This is a genomic window from Nocardia sp. NPDC019323 (genome assembly GCF_044389845.1).
In the GTDB taxonomy this organism is placed as follows: Bacteria; Actinomycetota; Actinomycetes; order Mycobacteriales; family Mycobacteriaceae; genus Nocardia; species Nocardia implantans.
The window spans coordinates 353502-372679 of sequence record NZ_JBIRYN010000006.1 but is presented as its reverse complement, the minus strand read 5'-3'; the positions used below and the strand labels follow the sequence as shown (position 1 = coordinate 372679).

The window sequence follows — 19178 nt, the reverse complement described above, 5'->3', positions numbered from 1 at the left end:
TTTGTGTCGATAACGCTTAACGTCGCGGGGGCACAACAGTTGGTTCGGAAGGTGGCGGCGAGCGTGACAGGTACCGAGGCGAAGCTCGAGGAACTGGTCAAGATCCTGACGATTGCTGCGGAACCGGCGGGTGAGGCCGGTGTCGCCAAGCGGGAGAAGAAGGGCGTTCCGAGCGTTCGCCAGCGTGTGAACATGCTGCTCGACCCCGGGACATTCATCGAGACCGGTGCGTTGGCTCGTCAGCCCGACCGACCGGATGCTCTCTACGGTGACGGGCTGGTCACCGGTCGCGGCCTGATCGGGGGCCGTCCGGTGGTGGTGATCGCCCACGATCAGACCGTGTACGGCGGGTCGGTCGGTATCACGTCCGCCCGAAAGTTCATGCGGGCGCTGCAACTCGCGTTCGACAACGCATGCCCGGTGGTGACGATCAATGATTCCGGCGGTGCGCGTATCCAGGACGCGGTGGGTTCGATCGCTTCGTTCGGTGATATTTCGCGGGTGTTGGAGAAACTGTCCGGGTATGTGCCGCAGGTGTCGATCATTCTCGGCAAGTGCGCGGCGGGTTCGGTGTACGGGCCGATCAACACCGACGTGCTCATCGGCACCAAGGATTCCTACATGTTCGTCACCGGGCCGGAGGTGATCAAAGCCGTCAACGGTGAGGACATCACCGCCGAGGAGCTCGGGGGCGCCGAGGTCCAAGCCAAACGCGGCACCCTGCATCACGTGGCCGACACCGAGCAGGAAGCCTACGAGTGGGCGCGCAACTACCTGAGCTACATGCCGACGAGCTGTCTCGAGCAGCCGCCGATCGTGAACCCCGGCCTGGAGCCGGAGATCACTGCTACCGACCGGGAGCTCGATACAATCATCCCGGATTCCGATCGCGCCGGTTACGACATGCACGAGATCCTGCTGCGGATTTTCGACGACGGTGAATTCCACGAGATCCGAGCCGCGTTCGCCCCGAATCTGATCACCGGGTTCGCCAGGGTCGACGGTTATCCGGTCGGTGTGATCGCCAACCAGCCGCTGGTGCTGGGCGGTTCCATCGACGCCGCCTGCTCGGACAAGTCGACCTACTTCATCCGGCTCTGCGACGCGTTCAATATCCCGCTGGTGTTCGTCGCGGACACCCCGGGCGTGCTGCCGGGCCTCGAGCAGGAAGCCAACGGTGTGATCATCCGCGGCGGGCGGGTACCGCGCGCGATCATCGAGGCGACGGTCCCGATCATCAACCTGGTCGTGCGCAAGTCTTACGGTGGCGCCTACGGCATGATGGCGGCCCGACAGGTGGGCGCCGATATCAGTTTCGCCTGGCCGACGGCCCGGATCGCGGTCATCGGCGCCGAGAGCGCGGTCGACCTCATCGGCAAGCGGCAATTGGCGGCGGTGCCCGAGGAGCATCGAGCAGCGGCGCGCGAGTTCATGATCAACCAGTACAACGAGACGATCGCCACCCCGTGGATCGCCGCCGAACGCGGCTACATCGACGCGGTCATCGAACCGTCGCGGACCCGTCTGGAGATCCGGAACGCGCTACGCCTGTTGCGGGACAAGCCGCCGGTCAAGCCGGAGTTCAACCCGCGCAAGCATCCGGTGTACCCGATGTGATCTCCCGTTGACTCCGCAGCTGGGCGTATGGCACGCCGAACGCTGTCACACCGACAGGTTGCCGGAAGAGGCATCTGGCGGCCTCCTCGACCGATGTCAGCCCTGAGGTCACCGGTAGTCGCGGACGCGACAGAGCCCGCGCGGCTGTGTGACCACCGAGCGTGTGCCAAGTAGCGAACCATGGACGACCAGAAGCAAGGCGCTGCGGCGGATCGTGTCCGCCGCAGCGCCTTTCGCGTTTCACCTCAGCAGATCAATCGCTGATTGTCAGGGCAGCACCTGCGGAATGACATCCGGCGCGACCGTACCCACGACCGCGCCGACCACGGCACCCAGGATGGCGGTGGTCACCACGCCGACCACGGCGCACAGCGCGTAACCGACCACGAAGATCGCCAGGGTCGGAATGCAGGTGATAAGGGCGGCGACCGCACCGACGCCCGCGCCCGCGGCCGCACCGTTCATGACCGGATCCGGGTACTGCGCGCCCGGATTGGTCGCGATGTCCTTCAGTTCCGCGCCCGTCGCCGCCGAGACCTCAGGTGTCGTCACCGACAGCGTGCGGCCGTCTTCGGACACCTTGGCATCCAGGGCGATGGTGGTACCGGACGGCGTGGCCAGCGTGCGCGGAAGCTCGGTGACCGCCGCGCCGGCCTTGTCCACGACCTTGATCGAGGCATCGCCGAGCTGGAACGTGCCCGCGTCCAGCGTGGCGGACACGCTGCGCAGGTCCGGCGCGACCGTGGTGCGGTAGCCGATGTCCGCGGACGTGCCCGACGTAGAAATCGCCTGCGCCAGCTGCGCCTGCTGCTCGGCGTAGTTGGTGGCCGATGCGGCTCCGGCACCGGCGAACGTAGTCGCCACGGCCAGCGGCAGCGCACCGATGAGCGCCTTCCGACCGACCCGAATTGCAGCGCGATAGACCATTGAATTCATTCTCCTCCCCGACCCCCGACACCCCCACGTGGACGAATCGAACGTCGTTTCGTGTGATGTGAACGCACTATTGGTAGCGATCGCGCGACCGTCAAGGCAAACCTTGTGAGATTGTCCACAACGTGGAACCAATTGAGCGACACGGTAATTGGGTTCGAAATGAGATCTCGGCAAACTGAAAGCAATGTTTTCGCCGACCCAGCCGTCGCCTCGGGCGACTGCGGGAAGCTCTCGTTTCGGCCCATCGAGACGCACTGCTCCCGGCCCACGTGTTGATATCGTTCAGTGCGTCCTCGGTCTACCTGTGCGTATGGGCGTCGCGCAGCAATTCGATACTCCAGCCGGACGCGTGATCAGTCGAGTTGGCGGCGATGTCGCCGGTGCGGAGGGGTGAAGGTCGGCGGCGCCAGGTCGACCAAAAGCAGCCGGTGCCAGAGGCCGTGAGCGGGCTGCTGGATCAGGACCAAGAACATGTGCCGAATCCTGCTGCGAGTAGCGGGGATCAGCTCGGCCGTTGTGGTGCTGGTGTGTTGCGAAGAGGGCCGACTTCGACCTTCGGCCCCCCATCGACTGCCGCCGCAAACTACCAGCAGTAGCGGTACGGCCCGCTGTTGTGGCACTCCTCCTGGTAGTCCCACTGGTCGGGAACATCGGAGTTGGGAATCGACGCGCCCGCAGCACCGCCGACCGCCATGCCGCCGATTACACCGACGATCAGGCTCACCGGCAGGCTGATCGGAAGCAGCAGTCCACCCGCGGCGATGCCGACGACGAGGCCGACAATGGTGCCGCCGACGCCGCCGATCAGACCGCCCATCGCGATGCCCGCCTCGATGCTGCGCTGCCGTGGCGAGGTCTTGCGCCAATAGCCGACCTCCTGGGCGGAGACATCGGCGACCAGCGTGGTGCCGTTGACGTCCACACGCGGCTCCAACGTGATCACGTGCTGGTCGAACGTAAGCGCGCGCGGAACGCTCGCGATGGAGCTGCCGTCGGCGGCGGCGATGTCGATCGTGTCATCGGTGACGCGGAAGATCCCCTCTTCGTGTTGGCGGATGCCACATCCGATCAGTGACGGCCGCAGCGCGACTCGGGTACATTCGATTGAATCATTCGCTGGTAGAGAGGGCAGAGGCGTGGCGGGGGAACAGCCATCACTGTCGATCGATACCGCTGAGGTCAAGGCGTTGGGACGCTTGGCGTTCGATGTCGCCACACAATGCCGGGACGGGTACTCGGCGCTGGAGACCGATGTCCGGGACATGCTGGGAAGCTGGACCGGTAGTAACGCAGGCGCTTTCGCGGCCGGGTGGGAAGAGTTCCATCAGGGTGCGGTGCGGGTGTGGGATGCGTTGTTCGAGTTGGCGGAGAAGCTGGGGATCACCGCGGACACCGTGCGCGGCGCCGATCAATCATTCGCGGCGGGCGTCAGCTCGCTCGATCTGCCCTGAGGGGGACCGTATGTCCGATGAACAGGCGTTTTCGGTCGATCTCGACAAGCTCGAAAACTTGGCCGCCAGAATTCGAGGCTTCGCGGGGTTGCTTTCCGATCAGCTTGCGGCGATCGACCAGAAAGTCAAGGAGGTCGATGCCGCGTCGGCCGGTGCGGCAATGGCGGCCTACCGTGAGGCGCACGGCGAATGGCTGAGGGGCGCTACGGATATCCGAGAAGGGCTCACTGCTTTGGAGGAGGCCGTGAAGCTCGCCCACGACGGCTATACCGGTGCTGTCGCCGAGGGATTGAGGATCCTCGGGGTATGACGGCTCTGGCTGTCGATCCGAAGGCTTACTACCAAGCGGCCATCAACTGCTTCGACGCCGCATCCGCGCTGCGGGACAGCTTTCTGTACATCTTCGCGGAGCTGTCCGAATGCGGATCGATGGCGGGTGTGGACGAGAACGGCCAGGAGTGGGCGCGCTCGTACAACACCTCCGCCTACGAAGCGGTGGGATTCTTCCAGGACGTCCACTCCACGCTGTACGCGTACGGCAGCGCCCTCAACGACATCGGGTTCACGCACGCGCAAGCGAACGCCACCATGAAGGGCGCACCGCAGCCGGACCGGCCCACGGACCCGGGAATGCCTGTGTTCGGCCCGTTCTCGGTCCCGGCTTCGGCTGGTGGCCCTGGTCAAGGGATCGTCGACAAGGGCATCAATATCATCAGCCACATCGGCATTCCCGTTCCCGACGGCGACACCGGAAAGCTCGCCAAGGCGGCCGACGCGTGGGACCGTCTCGGCACGATCTATCAGAACACGAACGCCCGCGACAAGATCACGATCGCGGCGAGTCTGTTCGACAGTGTGACCGCCGACGACGCGGGCCATATTCGAGACGACCTCAAATCCCTGGCCAACTCCATCGACCAACTGCTGACCGCCTGCACCCAGACCAGCCAGTCCTGCCTCGCCTACAAAGACGCGCTGACCGAACTCCGCGCCGAGATCGAGGGCTTCTTGAAGTCGCTCGCCACCGATCTCGCCATCGACGCCGCGATCACCATCGGCCTCTCTCTGATCAGCTTCGGAGCGGGAGCGGTCACCGCAGGAAAGGCGCTGCTCACGGTGCAGAAGTGGGCCGGAAAGATCAAAGACGGCATCGTCGCCTGGCGTGCGCGCAAGGCGCTCCAGATCGCGGGCGTCAGACAAGAAGCGAAAGACGCCGTTGTCAAAGCCAGGAAGGTAGTCACCGATCTGCGTGATCGATTGCGGAGGAAGGCTGACGACGCAAAAAGGCCTCCGGCGAAGTCGCTCAAGAACGAACTCGACAACGCGCAGACTTGGACCGGAGGAAATCTGCCAACCCAGAATGGGCCGCCGAATGGATACTTGGTCAAACGCGATCCCCAGGGTAATATAACGAACTATTCGTACTATGACAGTGACGGAGTCGCGACGAAGCGGGTCGATTTGACTGGCGATTCCCATTACAACAAGGCGACGGGGCAAACCATTCCAACACCTCATGTCGTCGAAATTCAGAAGTATGTGAAACCGGAGACCGGCGAGATATTCGCTCGCACCGATAGAAACAATGTCCGGGCTGCGCTACCCGAGGAGATTCCATAGTGGATACAGGTGATGTCGATACCGAACTGTCGTCGATATTGGCGCGCTCCCGCAGTGGTGATCCCGCTGTGAGAATCGAAGCAATTCCTGACCTCGGGCGGTATATCCACTTCAGCAGTGCGCGACAACGGCTCCAACAGATAATGCTCGAGGACGAGATCGTGACCATGCGAGTCGACGCTGCCGAGCAACTCGTTCGCGCTGGCGGGGAAGACGGATTGCTCGAGGTTCTAGCCGAACTGGGTCGGCGCCGAAATGATCCTGATATCGACTACACTGCTTATATGCTGAGCGAGCTCGATAATTTTGAGGAATTTCCTGTGCTTCGCAATGCTTTGGCTATCGATAAGTCCAGGTTGTCGCGTGACGCTGCTGTAGGTCTGAATAATCTGCGTGAACTCATGGACAAATGAAGAGTCGGAATTTTCACCCGGGGTTGTGCGGTGTGCACTTGCTATGACGAGAAGCTGGAGAACTTCCTTCTATGCAATGTAGCGGACGATTGGGCTCCGATCGGAGAGTTCGACGGGACGATTGAAAAAATCGCAGCGCAAGAATACTCGCGCAGTTATGTGCTCCGTGTTATCGAAGAATTGGCGAACGAAGGATTACATCGAGTTCGGAGCCCTTCCTGGAGATGGCAAGGGGTGGGAGCCCTGGAATGTCGGTGCGGAGGAAGCGATCAGGCGGATCTCCGATGGTTATAACGGGGTGCCCGGATACCTGAGCATCGCTGAGAGCGAGATCGGCTCCAGTGAGATCTTCCGGGCGAGAATAACCGAAAGTGGCAGACGGCGGTTGCGGGACCTGGGCGATCCGTACGAGAACTATGGCGATCCTTGGGCGGACGATCCCTACTTGCATGCGTGAGAAGGTGGGTTGCGGCTTCTTCTTCGGTTGCAGGTCCCGCGAGTGGCACGCCAGTGAGAGGTCTGCTCGTGTTTTGCCGCAGCCATGTGCCACTCGTGGGCGTCGGCGGGGCCGCTGATTGCCGGGGTGGATTCGTTGGCGTGTTGGGGAGTGTCCAGCCCGGCGGCGGGGTGCGGCTGGTCTCGAAGGGATTCAGCTGTAAGGGAAGTGGCCGTTTTTGGTTGCGGACAGGAAGGTGTCCCAGGCGGTGGGGGTGAAGGTCAGGGCGGGGCCGGTCGGGTTTTTGGAGTCGCGCATGCCGACTGTGCCGTTGGTCAGGTGGGCGATCTCTACGCATTGGCCGTTGGATTCGCTGAAGCTGCTCTTGAACCAGCGCGCTCCGGATAGGTCAGCGGTCACCGTCAAAACTCCTTGCTGCCCGGCGGAGCAGATCGCGCGTGGTCTTCTCGTCCAGGGCCGTCTGTCGGATGGCGTCGGCCATTTCAGTGTAACGCTGTACCAATTCGGGCCTTTCCAGGTAGAGATCACTGCTCATCCCGCCGTCGAGGTAGACCACCGGAGGTTCGATCGGTCTTCCTCTGCTGTCCGTGCCGAAGTCCAGGAGCACGAACGAGCCGTGCAAGATGCCGCGCGTGTATCCGGCCGAGTACGGGTGGATTCGCAGAGTGACGTTCGGCCGGGTGCTGACATCGGCTAGGTACCGATGTTGTGCGGCCATCACCTTCGGCCCGCCGACCACCCGGTAGACCGCTGATTCATCGAGAAGCACGTGAAGGTCCACCGGGCGGGTCTTGCGGGTGACCGCCACTTGCCTGTTGAGGCGAAGACGCACTCGTTGCTCGATCTCCTCGTGAGGACCGTCGTGCAGAAAAGCGCCGATCAGTGCGCGGGCATACTCGGCGGTTTGCAGCAATCCAGGGACCTGCACCGCATAAGAAGTGAGCCGCTGAGCCGACCGTTCCATCCCGACGTACATGTTGAAAGCATCCGAGAACAGTCCGCCGAGCGGCGTGATGCCGTCCTCGTCTCGCGCCGTCGCCGCGCGCGACGCCAGTCCCACCGCCTGTTCGGTCTGCTCGGCGGTCACCTCGTAGAGCATGCACAGTTCGCGCACGTCCTGGCGGCGTGGTTTCACCGCTCGTCCGGTTTCCAGGCGTTGTAACCCGTTGAAGCTGAGTTGAACTTCCTTCGCGGCGATGGCGATCGTCAGGCCGCAGCCCTCACGCGCCTCGCGCAGGAATCTGCCGAGCTGGCGGCGCAGCAGCGTCGGCGACTCGACTTCGGTCATCGGCTTTCCCCCAGGTGAATGAATCCAGCACACGGTCTGAACTGCATCCATTGATACACCGAAGTTCGATGCCGTCCAGGGCTTTCGGCGAAGTTGTCGGGAATACGCGAATCAGGTCGAAGTGGGCCCTGCCCGGCTGGTGTGCTGTGCCTGCGCCGGGCCGCTGAACAGGGATTTGTCGGTTCGGAAGCGGCGAGCGATCCGCGATAGGCGCACTTCGGACTCATTCGACGGCAGGGGAACACCATGCAGGAAGGCTCCTTTCGAGACACCCCCACCACCAGGTGCGCGTACTACCGCCGTATCGGCGGACTCGCCGCTGGCGTGGACCCGCACACCGGACGCATCACGGTCCCGGCTGGGAGCGTGTGGGGATTGGGGATGGCGGCGTATCTCGGCCACGAGGTCCGCGAGGAACTGCGGCGGCGGGGAAGCGCTACCGGACCGATCGTGTCGTACCCGAGGTCGGGCTGCTGGGTCTTTCTCGTGCGTCCCGATCTTCCGGACTCGACCGCCGTGTTCGCCCAGTTGTATCGGGCTGGTGTCACGGTCTACGCCCACGGTCGGGTGATCGCGTTGCCGTCGCCGACTGATCGCCCACCTGCGGTACGGCATTGGGTCGAGGCGCCTCGGGACGGTTTCCGCCCCTCGGCGATGGTGGTGGTCGCGGCGATCAGCCGATGCCTTCCGCCGAGAGCGATCAACCTGTCCGCGTTCGGTTTCCCCGGAGTGTCCACGTCGGCGAGGGGAGTTCGGTGACATCCGACTCGCGAATTCCTCCGAAAGAAAACCGGATTCATGTGCTGCGCCTGCCGGACACCCGTGCCTTCTTCGATATCTTCAACGCCCGCACCTCGCCGGCGGATGCGCTGATGGTGTCGGCCGTGGGGCTGCTCGGCGTGTGGGTCCGGCATTACGAGACCCGCAAGCTCGGCCATCCGATGAGCCAGCGTTTGGCATATTTGATGGACCTGCATATCTGGGCCATCGACCGATATGTGGAAGACCTGCTCGAAACGGCGTGTCACCGGCCTGCTGCGGACGCCGAGGAGATGCATTACTCCTACGGCGAGCTGGTCAGCCTGCTCACCGCGGATTTCGTGCGCTGCCGCCGAGAGGAACGGCAACCCGGCGGAATCACCGAGGACCAGGTGCTCCACCACGTCCGGCACTGGGACGGGTTCAACGCCATGGTGGACGCGGTAGCCGCCGGTCGAGCGCGTCCGAAGATTCCGCGCAACACGGAGCCCGCGCCTGCCGCCGCCGAGTCGCGGGAGAGGGCATGACCACCCCGCGCCCGGAGGAGCCCGATGTCCACCTGCGCGTGCTGCTCGGCGGCCTGAGTCTCGACTTCGCCGCTTGCCATACCGCAGCCGTGCGGTTCATCAAGGAGTGGCGTTCGGTGCGCGCTGCTGCCGACCTCATCGTTGTACCTGGCGGTACCGCCGGGCTGCCGCGTTTGCCGTGCGAGCGCCTCTACTTGCAACCGTGAAGACGGGCGCATCCCAAGCTGCGGACCAATCCTCGACCCGGGCACAACCACCCCCGTGTGAATGGGACCGCGAGTGGCGCACCATCGAGAGGCTTACTCGGCTGATGGCGCAGTGGTGTGCCACTCGTGAGTCAAAACTGTGGGCGTCGAGTGCGCGGGAGGGTTGAGCCAGGGGCGGTCCGTGCAGCTATAGATCGTCCGGTAGTACGCGGAAGGATTTGTGCTCGGTGAGCGGGGTCACCGCGCGGAAGTCCCTCCGGTCGAGTGTGAGGACTTCGTTGGTCTCGTAGTCGGCGGCCAGGGCGACTGTCACGGCGTCCGCGAGATCCAGATGCAGGTCGGGATAGAGCCTGCGGACGGCGTTGGCCTGCTCGAGAACGTCGGCAGTCACCACAGCGACTTCGAAGTGCTCGGTACGCGCCTGGGCGGTGAGATCTTCGATCATCTCCGTGGAGACGCGCGGACCGAGTTCCCGGCGTGCGACGTGGTCGACCTCGGCGAGAACCAGGGGCGACAGGACCACGAGCCCAGCGTGTTCGAGTACCCGAAAGGCGCCGTCGCTGTCCGGTGACGAGGTGTCGAATGCGGCGATGAGTCCGGAAGTGTCGGCGAAAACGATTCCCGGTCGCTCGAAGTCCGATGTCACCGGCGGTCTGCGTCGTCGCCGAAGTTGTCGGCGAGGATGTCGTCGACGCGTTCGGCCAGAGTGGGATCGCCGCTCGCGAAACGCCTCAAACGCAATGGTTCGGATCGGCGGCGCACCCGCATCGCGGCCAGATGGATTGCATTACGGATGATCTCCGCCTCACTGACATCACTCCGTGCAGCGGCTTCTTTGATGACGGCTAAATCTTCAGCGTCGGCGTAAACCATCGTGCGCTTGAGGGGCATATGAGTATTGTGGCATATATGCCGGGGTCTGGAACTCAGGCAGCGTCCATCCGTGTCAGAACTCCAACTCCGACCAGGGGATGTGGATGGGGAACGGGAAGTCGATGGTGATGGCGTCGGAATCGTTCGGTGACCATTCGTCGATCAGGAGATAGTTCGTCGGATAGAGCGGGCGTACGCCGGGTGGGAGCTCGCCGTGGACGGTTTCCAGGGCGTACGCGCGGACTGTCGCGATGGCCCTCTTCTTACGCGCGAGCGTCACCTCCCAATACCAGGGGATGCCCCCATCGGCGTATCGCCGCTGCTCCTCGTGCGGATCGATTGCGATGTTCGCCGGAGAACTGATGTGGCCGACAAGCAGTACGTCATCGGCGCGGATGTCCTGGTAGGGGGTATCGAGGCGGCGGTAGACGAGGACGTCGGGGGTGGCGAAGTCCGACTTGCCGGTCTTGCCGAAGAAGACGTTGGTTTCGAAGTCGACGCGCCACCAGCTTTTCGGCTGCTCGGCCATGCCATCGCGGGCGCAGCGCTTGAGTGCGCTGGTCAGCGCGAAGGTGAACGCTTGATGTTCGGCGGGTCCCCGCTCTCGCCAGACGACGCGCCCGTTGCGCAGTTCGATCTGTCCGGCGATCTCATCGGGTAGCTGCTCGAGCTCCTCCCAGGTCATGGACTCCGGGAGGTCGGGTCGCTCGACGCCTGGGCTCGACATAGGCCCATGTTAGCCCGGTCACCAGCTGTTTCCGCTGGTCATGAGTCCAGTGCGGCGGGCACCTCACAGGCCCCGATTTTGTCCCGGTGAACCCCTTGCCTACACTAGAGCGGTTGCCTGGGCACCTCCATGCCCGCATGCGTGCGCCCGGGTGATCGAACCTCCTCCGGTCGGCAAGGGTCGGCCGGACCATCCGAATTGTCGTAGGCCCACCGCTGGACATGCCGATGCGCATGGCGGCGCTGCATGGGAACCGCGGCGAGAAAGGTGTCTAGGTCGAACCATGACCATGACTGATCCGATCGCAGACTTCCTGACACGTCTGCGCAACGCCAACTCGGCGTACCACGATCAGGTGAAGGCTCCGCACTCGAAGCTCAAGGCGAACATCGCCGAGATCCTCAAGCGCGAGGGTTACATCGCCGACTACCGGACCGAGGACGCACAGGTGGGCAAGACGCTCATCGTCGACCTCAAGTACGGCCCGAGCCGTGAGCGCAGCCTCGCCGGCGTGCGCCGTGTCTCGAAGCCCGGTCTGCGCGTGTACGCGAAATCCACCAACCTGCCCAAGGTGCTCGGCGGCCTCGGCGTGGCGATCATCTCCACGTCCTCCGGCCTGCTCACCGACAAGCAGGCGGCCAAGCAGGGCGTGGGCGGCGAAGTCCTCGCTTACGTCTGGTAAGGGAGCAGGACTATGTCGCGTATTGGTAAGAAGCCCATCGCCGTCCCTGCGGGCGTGGATGTCACCATCGACGGCCAGGACGTCTCGGTGAAGGGGCCAAAGGGCACCCTGTCGCTCACCGTCGCCGAGCCGATCACCGTCGCCAAGGGCGAGGACGGCCAGCTCGAGGTCGCCCGCCCGGACGACGAGCGCCGCAGCCGCGCGCTGCACGGCCTGACCCGCACCCTCGTGTCGAACATGATCGTCGGTGTGACCCAGGGCTACGAGAAGAAGATGGAAATCTTCGGCGTCGGTTACCGCGTCGCGCTGAAGGGCCAGAACCTCGAGTTCGCCCTCGGCTACAGCCACCCGGTGCCGATCGAGGCTCCCGAGGGCATCACGTTCGCGGTGGAGTCGCCCACCAAGTTCTCCGTGTCCGGGATCGACAAGCAGAAGGTCGGCCAGATTTCGGCGGTCATCCACGGCCTGCGCAAGCCCGACCCGTACAAGGGCAAGGGCATCCGCTACGCCGGCGAGGTCGTTCGCCGCAAGGTCGGAAAGACGGGTAAGTGATCATGGCGCAAACCGAAAACCAGAAGGCCAAGCGCATCCCCCTGGGCAAGGACGTGGCGACCCAGCGTCGCCTGTCGAAGGTGCGCCGTCACCTCCGCCTGCGCAAGAAGGTCGCCGGCACCACCGAGCGCCCGCGCCTGGTGGTCAACCGCTCCTCGCGGCACCTGCACGCGCAGCTGGTCGACGACTCGGTCGGCAAGACCATCGCCGCCGCGTCGACCATCGAGGCCGACGTGCGTGCGCTGGACGGCGACAAGTCGGCCAAGAGCAAGAAGGTCGGCGCCCTGCTGGCCGAGCGTGCCAAGGCCGCCGGTATCGAGGCCGTCGTGTTCGACCGTGGTGGGCACGACTACCACGGCCGGATCGCCGCACTGGCCGACGCCGCTCGCGAAGGTGGGTTGAAATTCTGATGCGTAGCCTGCGAAGCATCCAGGAAACACAGCTGAGCGTTCAGCTGATCATGAACGGAAGGAACGTCTGATGCCGGGACGTCAGAGGCGTGACGGCGGAAGCGGACCCGCCGGACAGAATGGCAGCGCCCCCGAGGGCGGCCGCGGCGACCGTCGCGGTGGCGGCGACCGTCGGGGCGGTGGCGACCGTCGCGACAACGCCGCGGAGAAGAACCAGCTCGAGCGGGTCGTCGCGATCAACCGCGTCTCCAAGGTCGTGAAGGGTGGTCGGCGCTTCAGCTTCACCGCCCTCGTGATCGTCGGTGACGGCAACGGCCTGGTCGGCGTCGGCTACGGCAAGGCCAAGGAAGTTCCCGCGGCCATCCAGAAGGGCGTCGAAGAGGCTCGCAAGAACTTCTTCCGCGTCCCGATGATCGGCTCCACCATCACGCACCCGGTTCAGGGTGAGGCGGCCGCCGGTGTGGTCATGCTGCGTCCGGCTTCGCCCGGTACCGGTGTGATCGCGGGCGGCGCGGCCCGTGCCGTGCTGGAATGCGCTGGTATCCACGACATTCTGGCGAAGTCGCTCGGTAGCGACAACGCCATCAACGTCGTGCACGCGACTGTCACCGCCCTCAAGCAGCTGCAGCGTCCGGAAGAGGTCGCGGCCCGCCGTGGCCTGCCGCTCGAGGACGTCGCCCCTGCGGGCATGCTGCGTGCGCGCGCCCAGGCTGCCGGAGGTGTCAAGTAATGGCAGATCTCAAGGTGACCCAGATCAAGAGCTCGATCGGCGCCAAGAAGAATCAGCGGGACAGCCTTCGGACCCTCGGTCTGCGCGGTATCCGCAAGACCGTGGTCCGCGAGGACAACGCCCAGAACCGCGGGCTGATCAACGTCGTGCGCCACCTCGTGACCGTTGAGGAGGTCTGACATGACCATCAAGTTGCATCACCTGCGTCCGGCTCCCGGCGCCAAGACCGAGAAGATCCGTGTCGGTCGCGGTGAGGGCTCCAAGGGCAAGACCGCGGGCCGTGGTACCAAGGGCACCAAGGCGCGCAAGAACGTCCCCGCCGCCTTCGAGGGCGGGCAGATGCCGATCCACATGCGGCTGCCCAAGCTGAAGGGCTTCACGAACCCGTTCCGCACGGAATACCAGGTCGTGAACGTCGGCAAGATCGCGAAGCTGTTCCCGGAGGGCGGCGAGGTCGGCAAGGCCGAGCTGGTGGCCGCAGGCGCGGTTCGCAAGAACCAGCTGGTCAAGGTCCTCGGCGATGGTGAGATCGGCGTCGCGGTCCAGGTGACCGCGGACAAGGTCACCGGCGCGGCGAAGGAGAAGATCACCGCCGCCGGTGGCACCGTCACCGAGCTGGGCTGACGGTACTCTGCATGACAGCGGCGCCGGACGAGTGAGCAGCTCGTCCGGTGCCACTGTTAGAGTTCAATTGTTGTCTGCCCAAGCCTCGTCGTGGTTTTCGGCGTCCCATCAGTGTCGAGCAGGGACATCGCTGAACATCCATGTCATGACCATGTCGTTCGCCAGGAGGATCAGTGCTTTCCGCCTTCGTATCGGCCTTCCGGACTCCGGACTTACGGCGGAAGATTCTCTTCACGCTGGGGTTGATCGCGTTGTACCGGCTCGGTGCCTCGCTGCCGTCCCCCGGCGTCGACTACAAGGCGGTCCAGGAGTGCATCGACCTGGTCTCCGGCGGTGAGTCCGGCGGCATCTACCAGCTGATCAACCTGTTCTCCGGTGGTGCGCTGCTGCAGCTGTCGGTCTTCGCGATCGGCATCATGCCCTACATCACCGCGAGCATCATCATCCAGCTGCTCACCGTCGTCATCCCGCGGTTCGAGGAACTGCGCAAGGAAGGCCAATCCGGCCAGACCAAGATGACGCAGTACACCAGATACCTGTCGATCGCCTTGGCGATCCTGCAGGCCACCGGTCTGGTCGCGCTCGCGGCCCGCCGCCAGCTGCTGCAGGGCTGCCAGAAGGACATCCTGGCCGACACCAGCATCTTCGGCATGATCATCATCGTGCTCGTGATGACCGCGGGCGCGGCGCTGGTGATGTGGTTCGGCGAGCAGATCACCGAGCGCGGCATCGGCAACGGCATGTCCCTGCTGATCTTCGCGGGCATCGCCGCCCGCATCCCGAGCGAGGGCAAGGCGATCCTGGACAGCCGGGGCGGTCTGGTCTTCGGTCTGGTGTGCGTCGCCGCGCTGGCGATCATCACCGCGGTGATCTTCGTCGAGCAGGGCCAGCGCCGGATCCCGGTCCAGTACGCCAAGCGCGTGGTCGGCCGGAAGATGTACGGCGGCTCCTCGACCTACCTGCCGCTGAAGGTGAACCAGGCGGGTGTCATCCCGGTCATCTTCGCCTCGTCGCTGCTGTATCTGCCGAACCTGATCGCGCAGCTGACCGGGTCGCAGAACAACCAGAATCCGAGCTGGTGGCAGGAGATCATCCAGAAATACCTGGTGAATCCGGGCAACCCGGTGTACATCGCGATCTACTTCAGTTTGATCGTGTTCTTCACCTACTTCTACGTCGCGATCACCTTCAACCCGGAGGAGCGCGCCGACGAGATGAAGAAGTTCGGCGGCTTCATCCCGGGCTACCGTCCCGGCAAGCCGACCGCCGACTACCTCAACTTCGTCCTGAGCCGCATCACCCTGCCCGGCTCGATCTATCTCGGTCTGGTGGCGGTGCTGCCGAACCTGTTCCTCGACATCGGCGCCTCCGGCGGTACGCAGAACCTTCCGTTCGGCGGTACCGCGGTGCTGATCATGGTGAGCGTCGGTTTGGACACCGTGAAGCAGATCGAGAGCCAGCTGATGAATCGAAATTACGAAGGGTTCCTCAAGTGAGAGTTGTACTGCTCGGTCCGCCGGGCGCCGGTAAAGGCACCCAGGCCGTCCTGCTGTCGGAGAAGCTGGGCGTTCCGCACATCTCCACCGGGGACCTGTTCCGCGCGAACATCAGCCAGCAGACCCCGCTCGGCCGCGAGGCGCAGAAGTACCTCGACGCGGGCGACCTGGTGCCGAGCGACGTGACCAATCGCATGGTGGAGGCGCGGGTCAACGAGCCCGACGCCGTCAACGGCTTCGTCCTGGACGGATACCCGCGCACGGTCGATCAGGCCGACGCGCTGGAGAAGATCCTCAAGGACATGAACACCAAGCTCGACGCGGTGCTGCGGTTCGTCGTGCCCGAGGACACCGTGGTGGAGCGGATGCTCGCGCGCGGCCGCGCCGACGACAACGAGAGCGTGATCCGCAACCGGCTGCGGGTGTACCGCGAGGAGACCGAGCCGCTGCTCGATCACTACGACGGCCTGGTCGTCTCGGTGGACGGCGTCGGCGAGGTCGACGACGTCAACGCGCGGGCGCTGCGCGCGCTGGGTCACTGAGCCGGTCGACGATGGAGCGCTGAGGCCGGATGGTCTTCAACCGCAAGAAGAAGGTCGTGCCGTTCCGGACGGCAGGCGAACTGGATGCCATGGCGGCGGCAGGCGCGATCGTCGGCCGCGCCTTGGTGGCCGTGCGCGCCGCTGCCAAGCCCGGGGTGTCCACCCTGGAACTGGACGAGGTCGCCGAGCAGGTGATCCGGGATGCAGGCGCGGTGCCCTCCTTCAAGGGCTACCACGGCTTTCCCGCGTCCATCTGCGCATCGGTGAACGACCGTGTTGTCCACGGGATTCCCACGGCCGAGGAAATCCTCGCCGAGGGCGACCTGGTCTCCATCGACTGTGGCGCGATTCTCGACGGTTGGCACGGTGATTCGGCCTGGACCTTCGGCGTCGGCACGATCATCGAGGCCGATCGGTTGCTCAGTGCGGCGACCAAGTCGTCGATGGAGGCCGGCATCGCGGCGATGCTGCCCGACAACCGGCTGACCGACGTCTCCCACGCCATCGAGCTCGGTACCCGGGCGGCGGAGAAGGAGCACGGGCGCGCCTACGGCATCGTCGACGGCTACGGCGGGCATGCCATCGGGCGCGAGATGCACCTCGATCCCTTCCTCGCCAACGAGGGGGAGCCGGGTAAGGGCCCGAGGCTGGTGGTGGGCTCGGTGCTGGCGATCGAGCCGATGCTCACGCTCGGCACCACCCAGACGAAGGTGCTCGACGACGACTGGACCGTGGTCACCGTGGACGGCAGTCGTGCGGCACATTGGGAGCACACGGTCGCCGTCACGGAGAACGGACCCCGGATCCTGACACTGCGTCCGGAGTAGCGGGCGGGCCGTCGGACGGTTCGGTTCGGTCACACTGCGCGGCGAGGAAACGAGCCGCACCGACGCCAGGATGCCCTGGTCGATCTCGCCGCGTCTCCGCGTGCCGACACCATGCGCCGACACGCCCCGGGCGATACCCAGCGTGCGCTGGATCGGTGACGTCGTTCCTTGCGCCCGCGTCCTTCGTGTCGAGCCGAAGCGGTGGGCCCAGTCAGTGCCCGTGCGGGGTGGAACGGTTACTTCTCCTTGGGTTTCGGGACTGTTCTGAACGATGCCGTCAGCGTATGGCCGCGCAGGCGGGGTTGACGTGAGTAGGCCGCTACTCGAATCGACTTGGCGCACTCCGCAGTTCGCTGCGATTCCGCCTGCATCGAGGGCTTCGTTGCAGGGTGGGCGGCGCTCTGGCCTGGCTATTTCGTATGCGTAAGTAGCCGTTCAGTGGGCGGGACGCAGGATTGTCCGCAGTGCCAAGGTGACGATGGGCAGATCGAACTCGCCCTCCGCCGTCTCCGGCCTCTCGCGCAGATAGGCCATGATCCGACCGAGCACCTCGGCCCGCTCTTCGGGCGAGATGACCAGTGTGTGCGATTGCGTGCCGATGGTCGCGGTCAAAGACTCGGCGGTGCGCCGATACCGGTGCGGGAAGCTCGAACGCTCGAACTCGTGATCCCGGAACAACGGATGCGCGGGTAGAACCACTCGGCCGCCCGGCGGCTGTGCGGTGGACGCGCTGGATCCGGCCACTGCTTTCAGCCCGGCGACCCAGTCCACGGAGCTGTCGTCGGTGTTCCACAGGGCGGCGAAAACGCCGCCGGGCCGCAGGACTCTGCGCAACTCCGGATAGGCCCGGTCCAAGTCGAACCAGTGGACCGCCTGTCCGGCGACTATCGCGTCCACGGAATCGTCCGGGAGCGGAATGTCTTCGGCCGTACCGGCGTGGGCGGTGACGTGCGGGAAGCGCCGGTGCAACTCACCGCGCATGTGCTCGTCCGGCTCGACGGCGATCACGGTGGCGCCTGCTTCGAGCAGGCCCTCGGTCAGCTTGCCGGTTCCTGCGCCGAGGTCGAGGACGGTCGGCGGCTGCCGGTGGGCGACGGCGGCCAGCGCCCAGCGGATGGACGCGGCCGGATAATCGGGTCGGTGTTCGGCGTACGCGGCGGCGTGCGCGCCGAACGAACTCGCTCTCCTGGCGTGCAAGGCGAGCTTCTCGTCGTGGTCGTCCGGACTCCCCATCCGTTCGACTCTACGGATGGGGAGCCGCGCGCGGGAACCTAAGACGCGCCGGGCAGCCTGCGCACGCCCGCGCAGACCTCGGCGGCCAGGTCGTCGTAGCCGACGGCCAGTTCGGCCAAACGCTGCCAGGCGTCCCACAGATCCCATTCCGAAGCGCTGGCCAGCGCCGCGTAGGCGTTCGCGGTGAACTGGGCCAGGCGATCGATCACCGCGCCGACGGTCTCGGTGTGCACGTGCGCCGCGCCGTGGGCGGGGGGCAGTTGCACGGTGATCCACCGGTCGATGTCGCGAATCAGGCTCGCGCGCAACGCGTCTATCTCGTCGAGCGCATCGTGTGCCGCGCTCAACCTGCGTTCGTGCAACGTGGTGAGTTCGTGCGCACAACGCAGCAGCGGGTTGCTCTCCTGCATTTCGCCTCGGCAGGCTTGCAGCACTTGATGTTTCGCCGGAAGAACCGCGCCGGTGGTCATCGCCTGACCGTTCTGGTGCAGGACCGCACGGCATCGACGATGGATGAGCCCGCGGGACGGAAACCGTTCTCCGGAGGAACGATCCAGTGCCGGTAGTCGGCGTCGGCCGCCGCGGGGGACGGCAGGGCGATCTCGCCGCCGCTCGGCACGATCGAGACGTTCAGGCGGAACAGCTCGGCGAACAGGCGGACGTCGTCGGGTAAGTCGGGCCGGGTGAGGAACGTCCATCGTTTGGACCGGACGTGAGAGATGATCGGGCCCAACGCTATGCGGCGATGGACGAGATCGTCGCGCACATTCTGCCCCAACGCGGCGGGCATCGTGATCGCGCCGACGAATCCGGCGCGCAGGACGATTCGGCCTATCTCCGGATGAACTCCGGCGGGCAGGTCGCAGGTGTGTCGATAGTAGGCGCATCGGGCGGTCGGGGTGTCCGCCAACGCCAGTTGGTCCATAGGGCCCTCGGGTAGCTTCGTGTGACTTTTTCCAAGCCGCCCGGACGGCGCTGCGGCATCGGTGCTGCGATCCGGTACATCGTGCGGGCGTTGTTTCAGTAGAGCACTCCATGGAGCGGATCAAACATTCCGTTCAATTAGTTCTCGAGAAATTCGTTTGCCTGCTGGTTACCCGTGAGTGCGGTAACCAGCAGGACGCGCGGCGCGACGGCGCGTTCAACTCGGAGTACGGTTTCCTGGTCAAATGACCTGTGGCGATGCGGGGCTGGCGCGCCGGGTATTT

At 64.9% G+C, this 19178-nt stretch carries 26 protein-coding genes; 16 read left to right on the top strand and 10 right to left on the bottom strand.

Annotated elements, in window-relative coordinates; genetic code table 11:
* Positions 1 to 63: 63 nt before the first annotated feature.
* Positions 64 to 1617 (top strand): acyl-CoA carboxylase subunit beta, encoded by a 1554-nt coding sequence (locus tag ACH49X_RS23730; RefSeq protein WP_195080372.1) that lies wholly within the window; start codon positions 64 to 66, stop codon positions 1615 to 1617.
* A gap of 267 nt (positions 1618 to 1884) precedes the next feature.
* On the opposite strand, the gene ACH49X_RS23725 is transcribed toward ACH49X_RS23730, so the two are convergent.
* Positions 1885 to 2544: a hypothetical protein gene (locus ACH49X_RS23725; RefSeq protein ID WP_195080373.1), complete on the bottom strand. Its 660-nt coding sequence runs from the start codon at positions 2542 to 2544 to the stop codon at positions 1885 to 1887.
* A gap of 592 nt (positions 2545 to 3136) precedes the next feature.
* On the bottom strand, positions 3137 to 3736 hold the full coding sequence (locus ACH49X_RS23720; RefSeq protein ID WP_357207686.1) for a hypothetical protein: 600 nt from the start codon (positions 3734 to 3736) through the stop codon (positions 3137 to 3139).
* A 13-nt stretch (positions 3737 to 3749) separates the two neighbouring features.
* On the opposite strand from ACH49X_RS23720, the gene ACH49X_RS23715 reads away from it, so the two are divergent.
* Genes ACH49X_RS23715 through ACH49X_RS23700 form a run of 4 tightly spaced genes read left to right on the top strand, consistent with a single transcriptional unit; the run spans position 3750 to position 6037 of the window.
* The gene (locus ACH49X_RS23715; RefSeq protein ID WP_281875575.1) at positions 3750 to 4004 is read left to right on the top strand and encodes a WXG100 family type VII secretion target; all 255 of its coding nucleotides are present in this window, start codon (positions 3750 to 3752) and stop codon (positions 4002 to 4004) included.
* A gap of 10 nt (positions 4005 to 4014) precedes the next feature.
* Positions 4015 to 4314, top strand: coding sequence for a WXG100 family type VII secretion target (locus tag ACH49X_RS23710; protein ID WP_195080376.1), 300 nt, complete (start codon positions 4015 to 4017; stop codon positions 4312 to 4314).
* Positions 4311 to 5624, top strand: a complete 1314-nt coding sequence (locus ACH49X_RS23705; RefSeq protein WP_195080377.1) for a polymorphic toxin type 24 domain-containing protein — start codon at positions 4311 to 4313, stop codon at positions 5622 to 5624. Before ACH49X_RS23710 ends, ACH49X_RS23705 begins: the two co-directional genes overlap by 4 nt.
* Positions 5624 to 6037: a hypothetical protein gene (locus ACH49X_RS23700; protein ID WP_195080378.1), complete on the top strand. Its 414-nt coding sequence runs from the start codon at positions 5624 to 5626 to the stop codon at positions 6035 to 6037. Before ACH49X_RS23705 ends, ACH49X_RS23700 begins: the two co-directional genes overlap by 1 nt.
* Before the next feature lie 649 nt (positions 6038 to 6686).
* Here ACH49X_RS23700 and ACH49X_RS23695 read toward each other — a convergent pair.
* Positions 6687 to 6893, bottom strand: coding sequence for a DUF397 domain-containing protein (locus tag ACH49X_RS23695; protein ID WP_195080379.1), 207 nt, complete (start codon positions 6891 to 6893; stop codon positions 6687 to 6689).
* Complete coding sequence (locus ACH49X_RS23690; RefSeq protein ID WP_195080380.1) at positions 6883 to 7782, bottom strand: helix-turn-helix transcriptional regulator; 900 nt, start codon at positions 7780 to 7782, stop codon at positions 6883 to 6885. Before ACH49X_RS23690 ends, ACH49X_RS23695 begins: the two co-directional genes overlap by 11 nt.
* 680 nt (positions 7783 to 8462) lie before the next feature.
* On the opposite strand from ACH49X_RS23690, the gene ACH49X_RS23685 reads away from it, so the two are divergent.
* Together ACH49X_RS23685 and ACH49X_RS23680 are read left to right on the top strand one after the other, a co-directional pair.
* Positions 8463 to 9068 carry a hypothetical protein gene (locus tag ACH49X_RS23685; protein WP_357207680.1) on the top strand — a complete coding sequence of 202 codons (606 nt, stop codon included), beginning with the start codon at positions 8463 to 8465 and terminating at the stop codon, positions 9066 to 9068.
* Positions 9065 to 9274, top strand: coding sequence for a hypothetical protein (locus ACH49X_RS23680; RefSeq protein ID WP_195080382.1), 210 nt, complete (start codon positions 9065 to 9067; stop codon positions 9272 to 9274). Before ACH49X_RS23685 ends, ACH49X_RS23680 begins: the two co-directional genes overlap by 4 nt.
* A 187-nt stretch (positions 9275 to 9461) precedes the next feature.
* Here ACH49X_RS23680 and ACH49X_RS23675 read toward each other — a convergent pair whose 3' ends face one another.
* From ACH49X_RS23675 to ACH49X_RS23665, 3 genes are read right to left on the bottom strand one after another with little or no spacing between them, the layout of a single operon-like run.
* Positions 9462 to 9920 carry a PIN domain-containing protein gene (locus ACH49X_RS23675; protein WP_357207677.1) on the bottom strand — a complete coding sequence of 153 codons (459 nt, stop codon included), beginning with the start codon at positions 9918 to 9920 and terminating at the stop codon, positions 9462 to 9464.
* Positions 9917 to 10165, bottom strand: a complete 249-nt coding sequence (locus ACH49X_RS23670) for a CopG family transcriptional regulator (RefSeq protein ID WP_195080383.1) — start codon at positions 10163 to 10165, stop codon at positions 9917 to 9919. The genes ACH49X_RS23675 and ACH49X_RS23670 overlap by 4 nt, the downstream gene beginning before the upstream one ends.
* A 55-nt stretch (positions 10166 to 10220) precedes the next feature.
* Positions 10221 to 10874, bottom strand: coding sequence for a Uma2 family endonuclease (locus tag ACH49X_RS23665; RefSeq protein ID WP_357207674.1), 654 nt, complete (start codon positions 10872 to 10874; stop codon positions 10221 to 10223).
* A gap of 283 nt (positions 10875 to 11157) precedes the next feature.
* Here ACH49X_RS23665 and rpsH point away from each other — a divergent pair, with 283 nt between their 5' ends.
* The 9 genes from rpsH (at position 11158) to map (ending at position 16737) form a co-directional block, all read left to right on the top strand.
* Positions 11158 to 11556, top strand: a complete 399-nt coding sequence (rpsH, locus tag ACH49X_RS23660) for a 30S ribosomal protein S8 (protein ID WP_039795549.1) — start codon at positions 11158 to 11160, stop codon at positions 11554 to 11556.
* A gap of 12 nt (positions 11557 to 11568) precedes the next feature.
* The gene (gene rplF, locus ACH49X_RS23655; protein ID WP_067807914.1) at positions 11569 to 12108 is read left to right on the top strand and encodes a 50S ribosomal protein L6; all 540 of its coding nucleotides are present in this window, start codon (positions 11569 to 11571) and stop codon (positions 12106 to 12108) included.
* A gap of 2 nt (positions 12109 to 12110) precedes the next feature.
* The gene (gene rplR, locus ACH49X_RS23650) at positions 12111 to 12518 is read left to right on the top strand and encodes a 50S ribosomal protein L18 (protein WP_323124516.1); all 408 of its coding nucleotides are present in this window, start codon (positions 12111 to 12113) and stop codon (positions 12516 to 12518) included.
* A gap of 70 nt (positions 12519 to 12588) precedes the next feature.
* Positions 12589 to 13248 carry a 30S ribosomal protein S5 gene (gene rpsE, locus ACH49X_RS23645; protein WP_039795557.1) on the top strand — a complete coding sequence of 220 codons (660 nt, stop codon included), beginning with the start codon at positions 12589 to 12591 and terminating at the stop codon, positions 13246 to 13248.
* Entirely contained in the window at positions 13248 to 13427 is a 180-nt protein-coding gene (gene rpmD, locus ACH49X_RS23640; RefSeq protein ID WP_039795559.1) for a 50S ribosomal protein L30, read from the top strand. The genes rpsE and rpmD overlap by 1 nt, the downstream gene beginning before the upstream one ends.
* Position 13428: 1 nt before the next feature.
* On the top strand, positions 13429 to 13872 hold the full coding sequence (rplO, locus tag ACH49X_RS23635; RefSeq protein ID WP_039795561.1) for a 50S ribosomal protein L15: 444 nt from the start codon (positions 13429 to 13431) through the stop codon (positions 13870 to 13872).
* Between the two features lie 173 nt (positions 13873 to 14045).
* Positions 14046 to 15368, top strand: coding sequence for a preprotein translocase subunit SecY (secY, locus tag ACH49X_RS23630; protein ID WP_195045194.1), 1323 nt, complete (start codon positions 14046 to 14048; stop codon positions 15366 to 15368).
* The gene (locus ACH49X_RS23625) at positions 15365 to 15910 is read left to right on the top strand and encodes an adenylate kinase (RefSeq protein WP_067807905.1); all 546 of its coding nucleotides are present in this window, start codon (positions 15365 to 15367) and stop codon (positions 15908 to 15910) included. Before secY ends, ACH49X_RS23625 begins: the two co-directional genes overlap by 4 nt.
* Positions 15911 to 15939: 29 nt before the next feature.
* A complete protein-coding gene (gene map / locus ACH49X_RS23620) occupies positions 15940 to 16737 on the top strand; it encodes a type I methionyl aminopeptidase (RefSeq protein WP_357207671.1) in 798 nt (265 codons plus the stop codon).
* A 435-nt stretch (positions 16738 to 17172) separates the two neighbouring features.
* Here map and ACH49X_RS23615 read toward each other — a convergent pair whose 3' ends face one another.
* Genes ACH49X_RS23615 through ACH49X_RS23605 form a run of 3 tightly spaced genes read right to left on the bottom strand, consistent with a single transcriptional unit; the run spans position 17173 to position 18895 of the window.
* Complete coding sequence (locus ACH49X_RS23615; RefSeq protein WP_357207668.1) at positions 17173 to 17970, bottom strand: class I SAM-dependent methyltransferase; 798 nt, start codon at positions 17968 to 17970, stop codon at positions 17173 to 17175.
* Positions 17971 to 18008: 38 nt separating this feature from the next.
* Positions 18009 to 18440, bottom strand: coding sequence for a DUF4254 domain-containing protein (locus ACH49X_RS23610; protein ID WP_195080387.1), 432 nt, complete (start codon positions 18438 to 18440; stop codon positions 18009 to 18011).
* Positions 18437 to 18895: a DNA-directed RNA polymerase subunit beta gene (locus ACH49X_RS23605; RefSeq protein ID WP_357106639.1), complete on the bottom strand. Its 459-nt coding sequence runs from the start codon at positions 18893 to 18895 to the stop codon at positions 18437 to 18439. The genes ACH49X_RS23610 and ACH49X_RS23605 overlap by 4 nt, the downstream gene beginning before the upstream one ends.
* Positions 18896 to 19178: the final 283 nt, after the last annotated feature.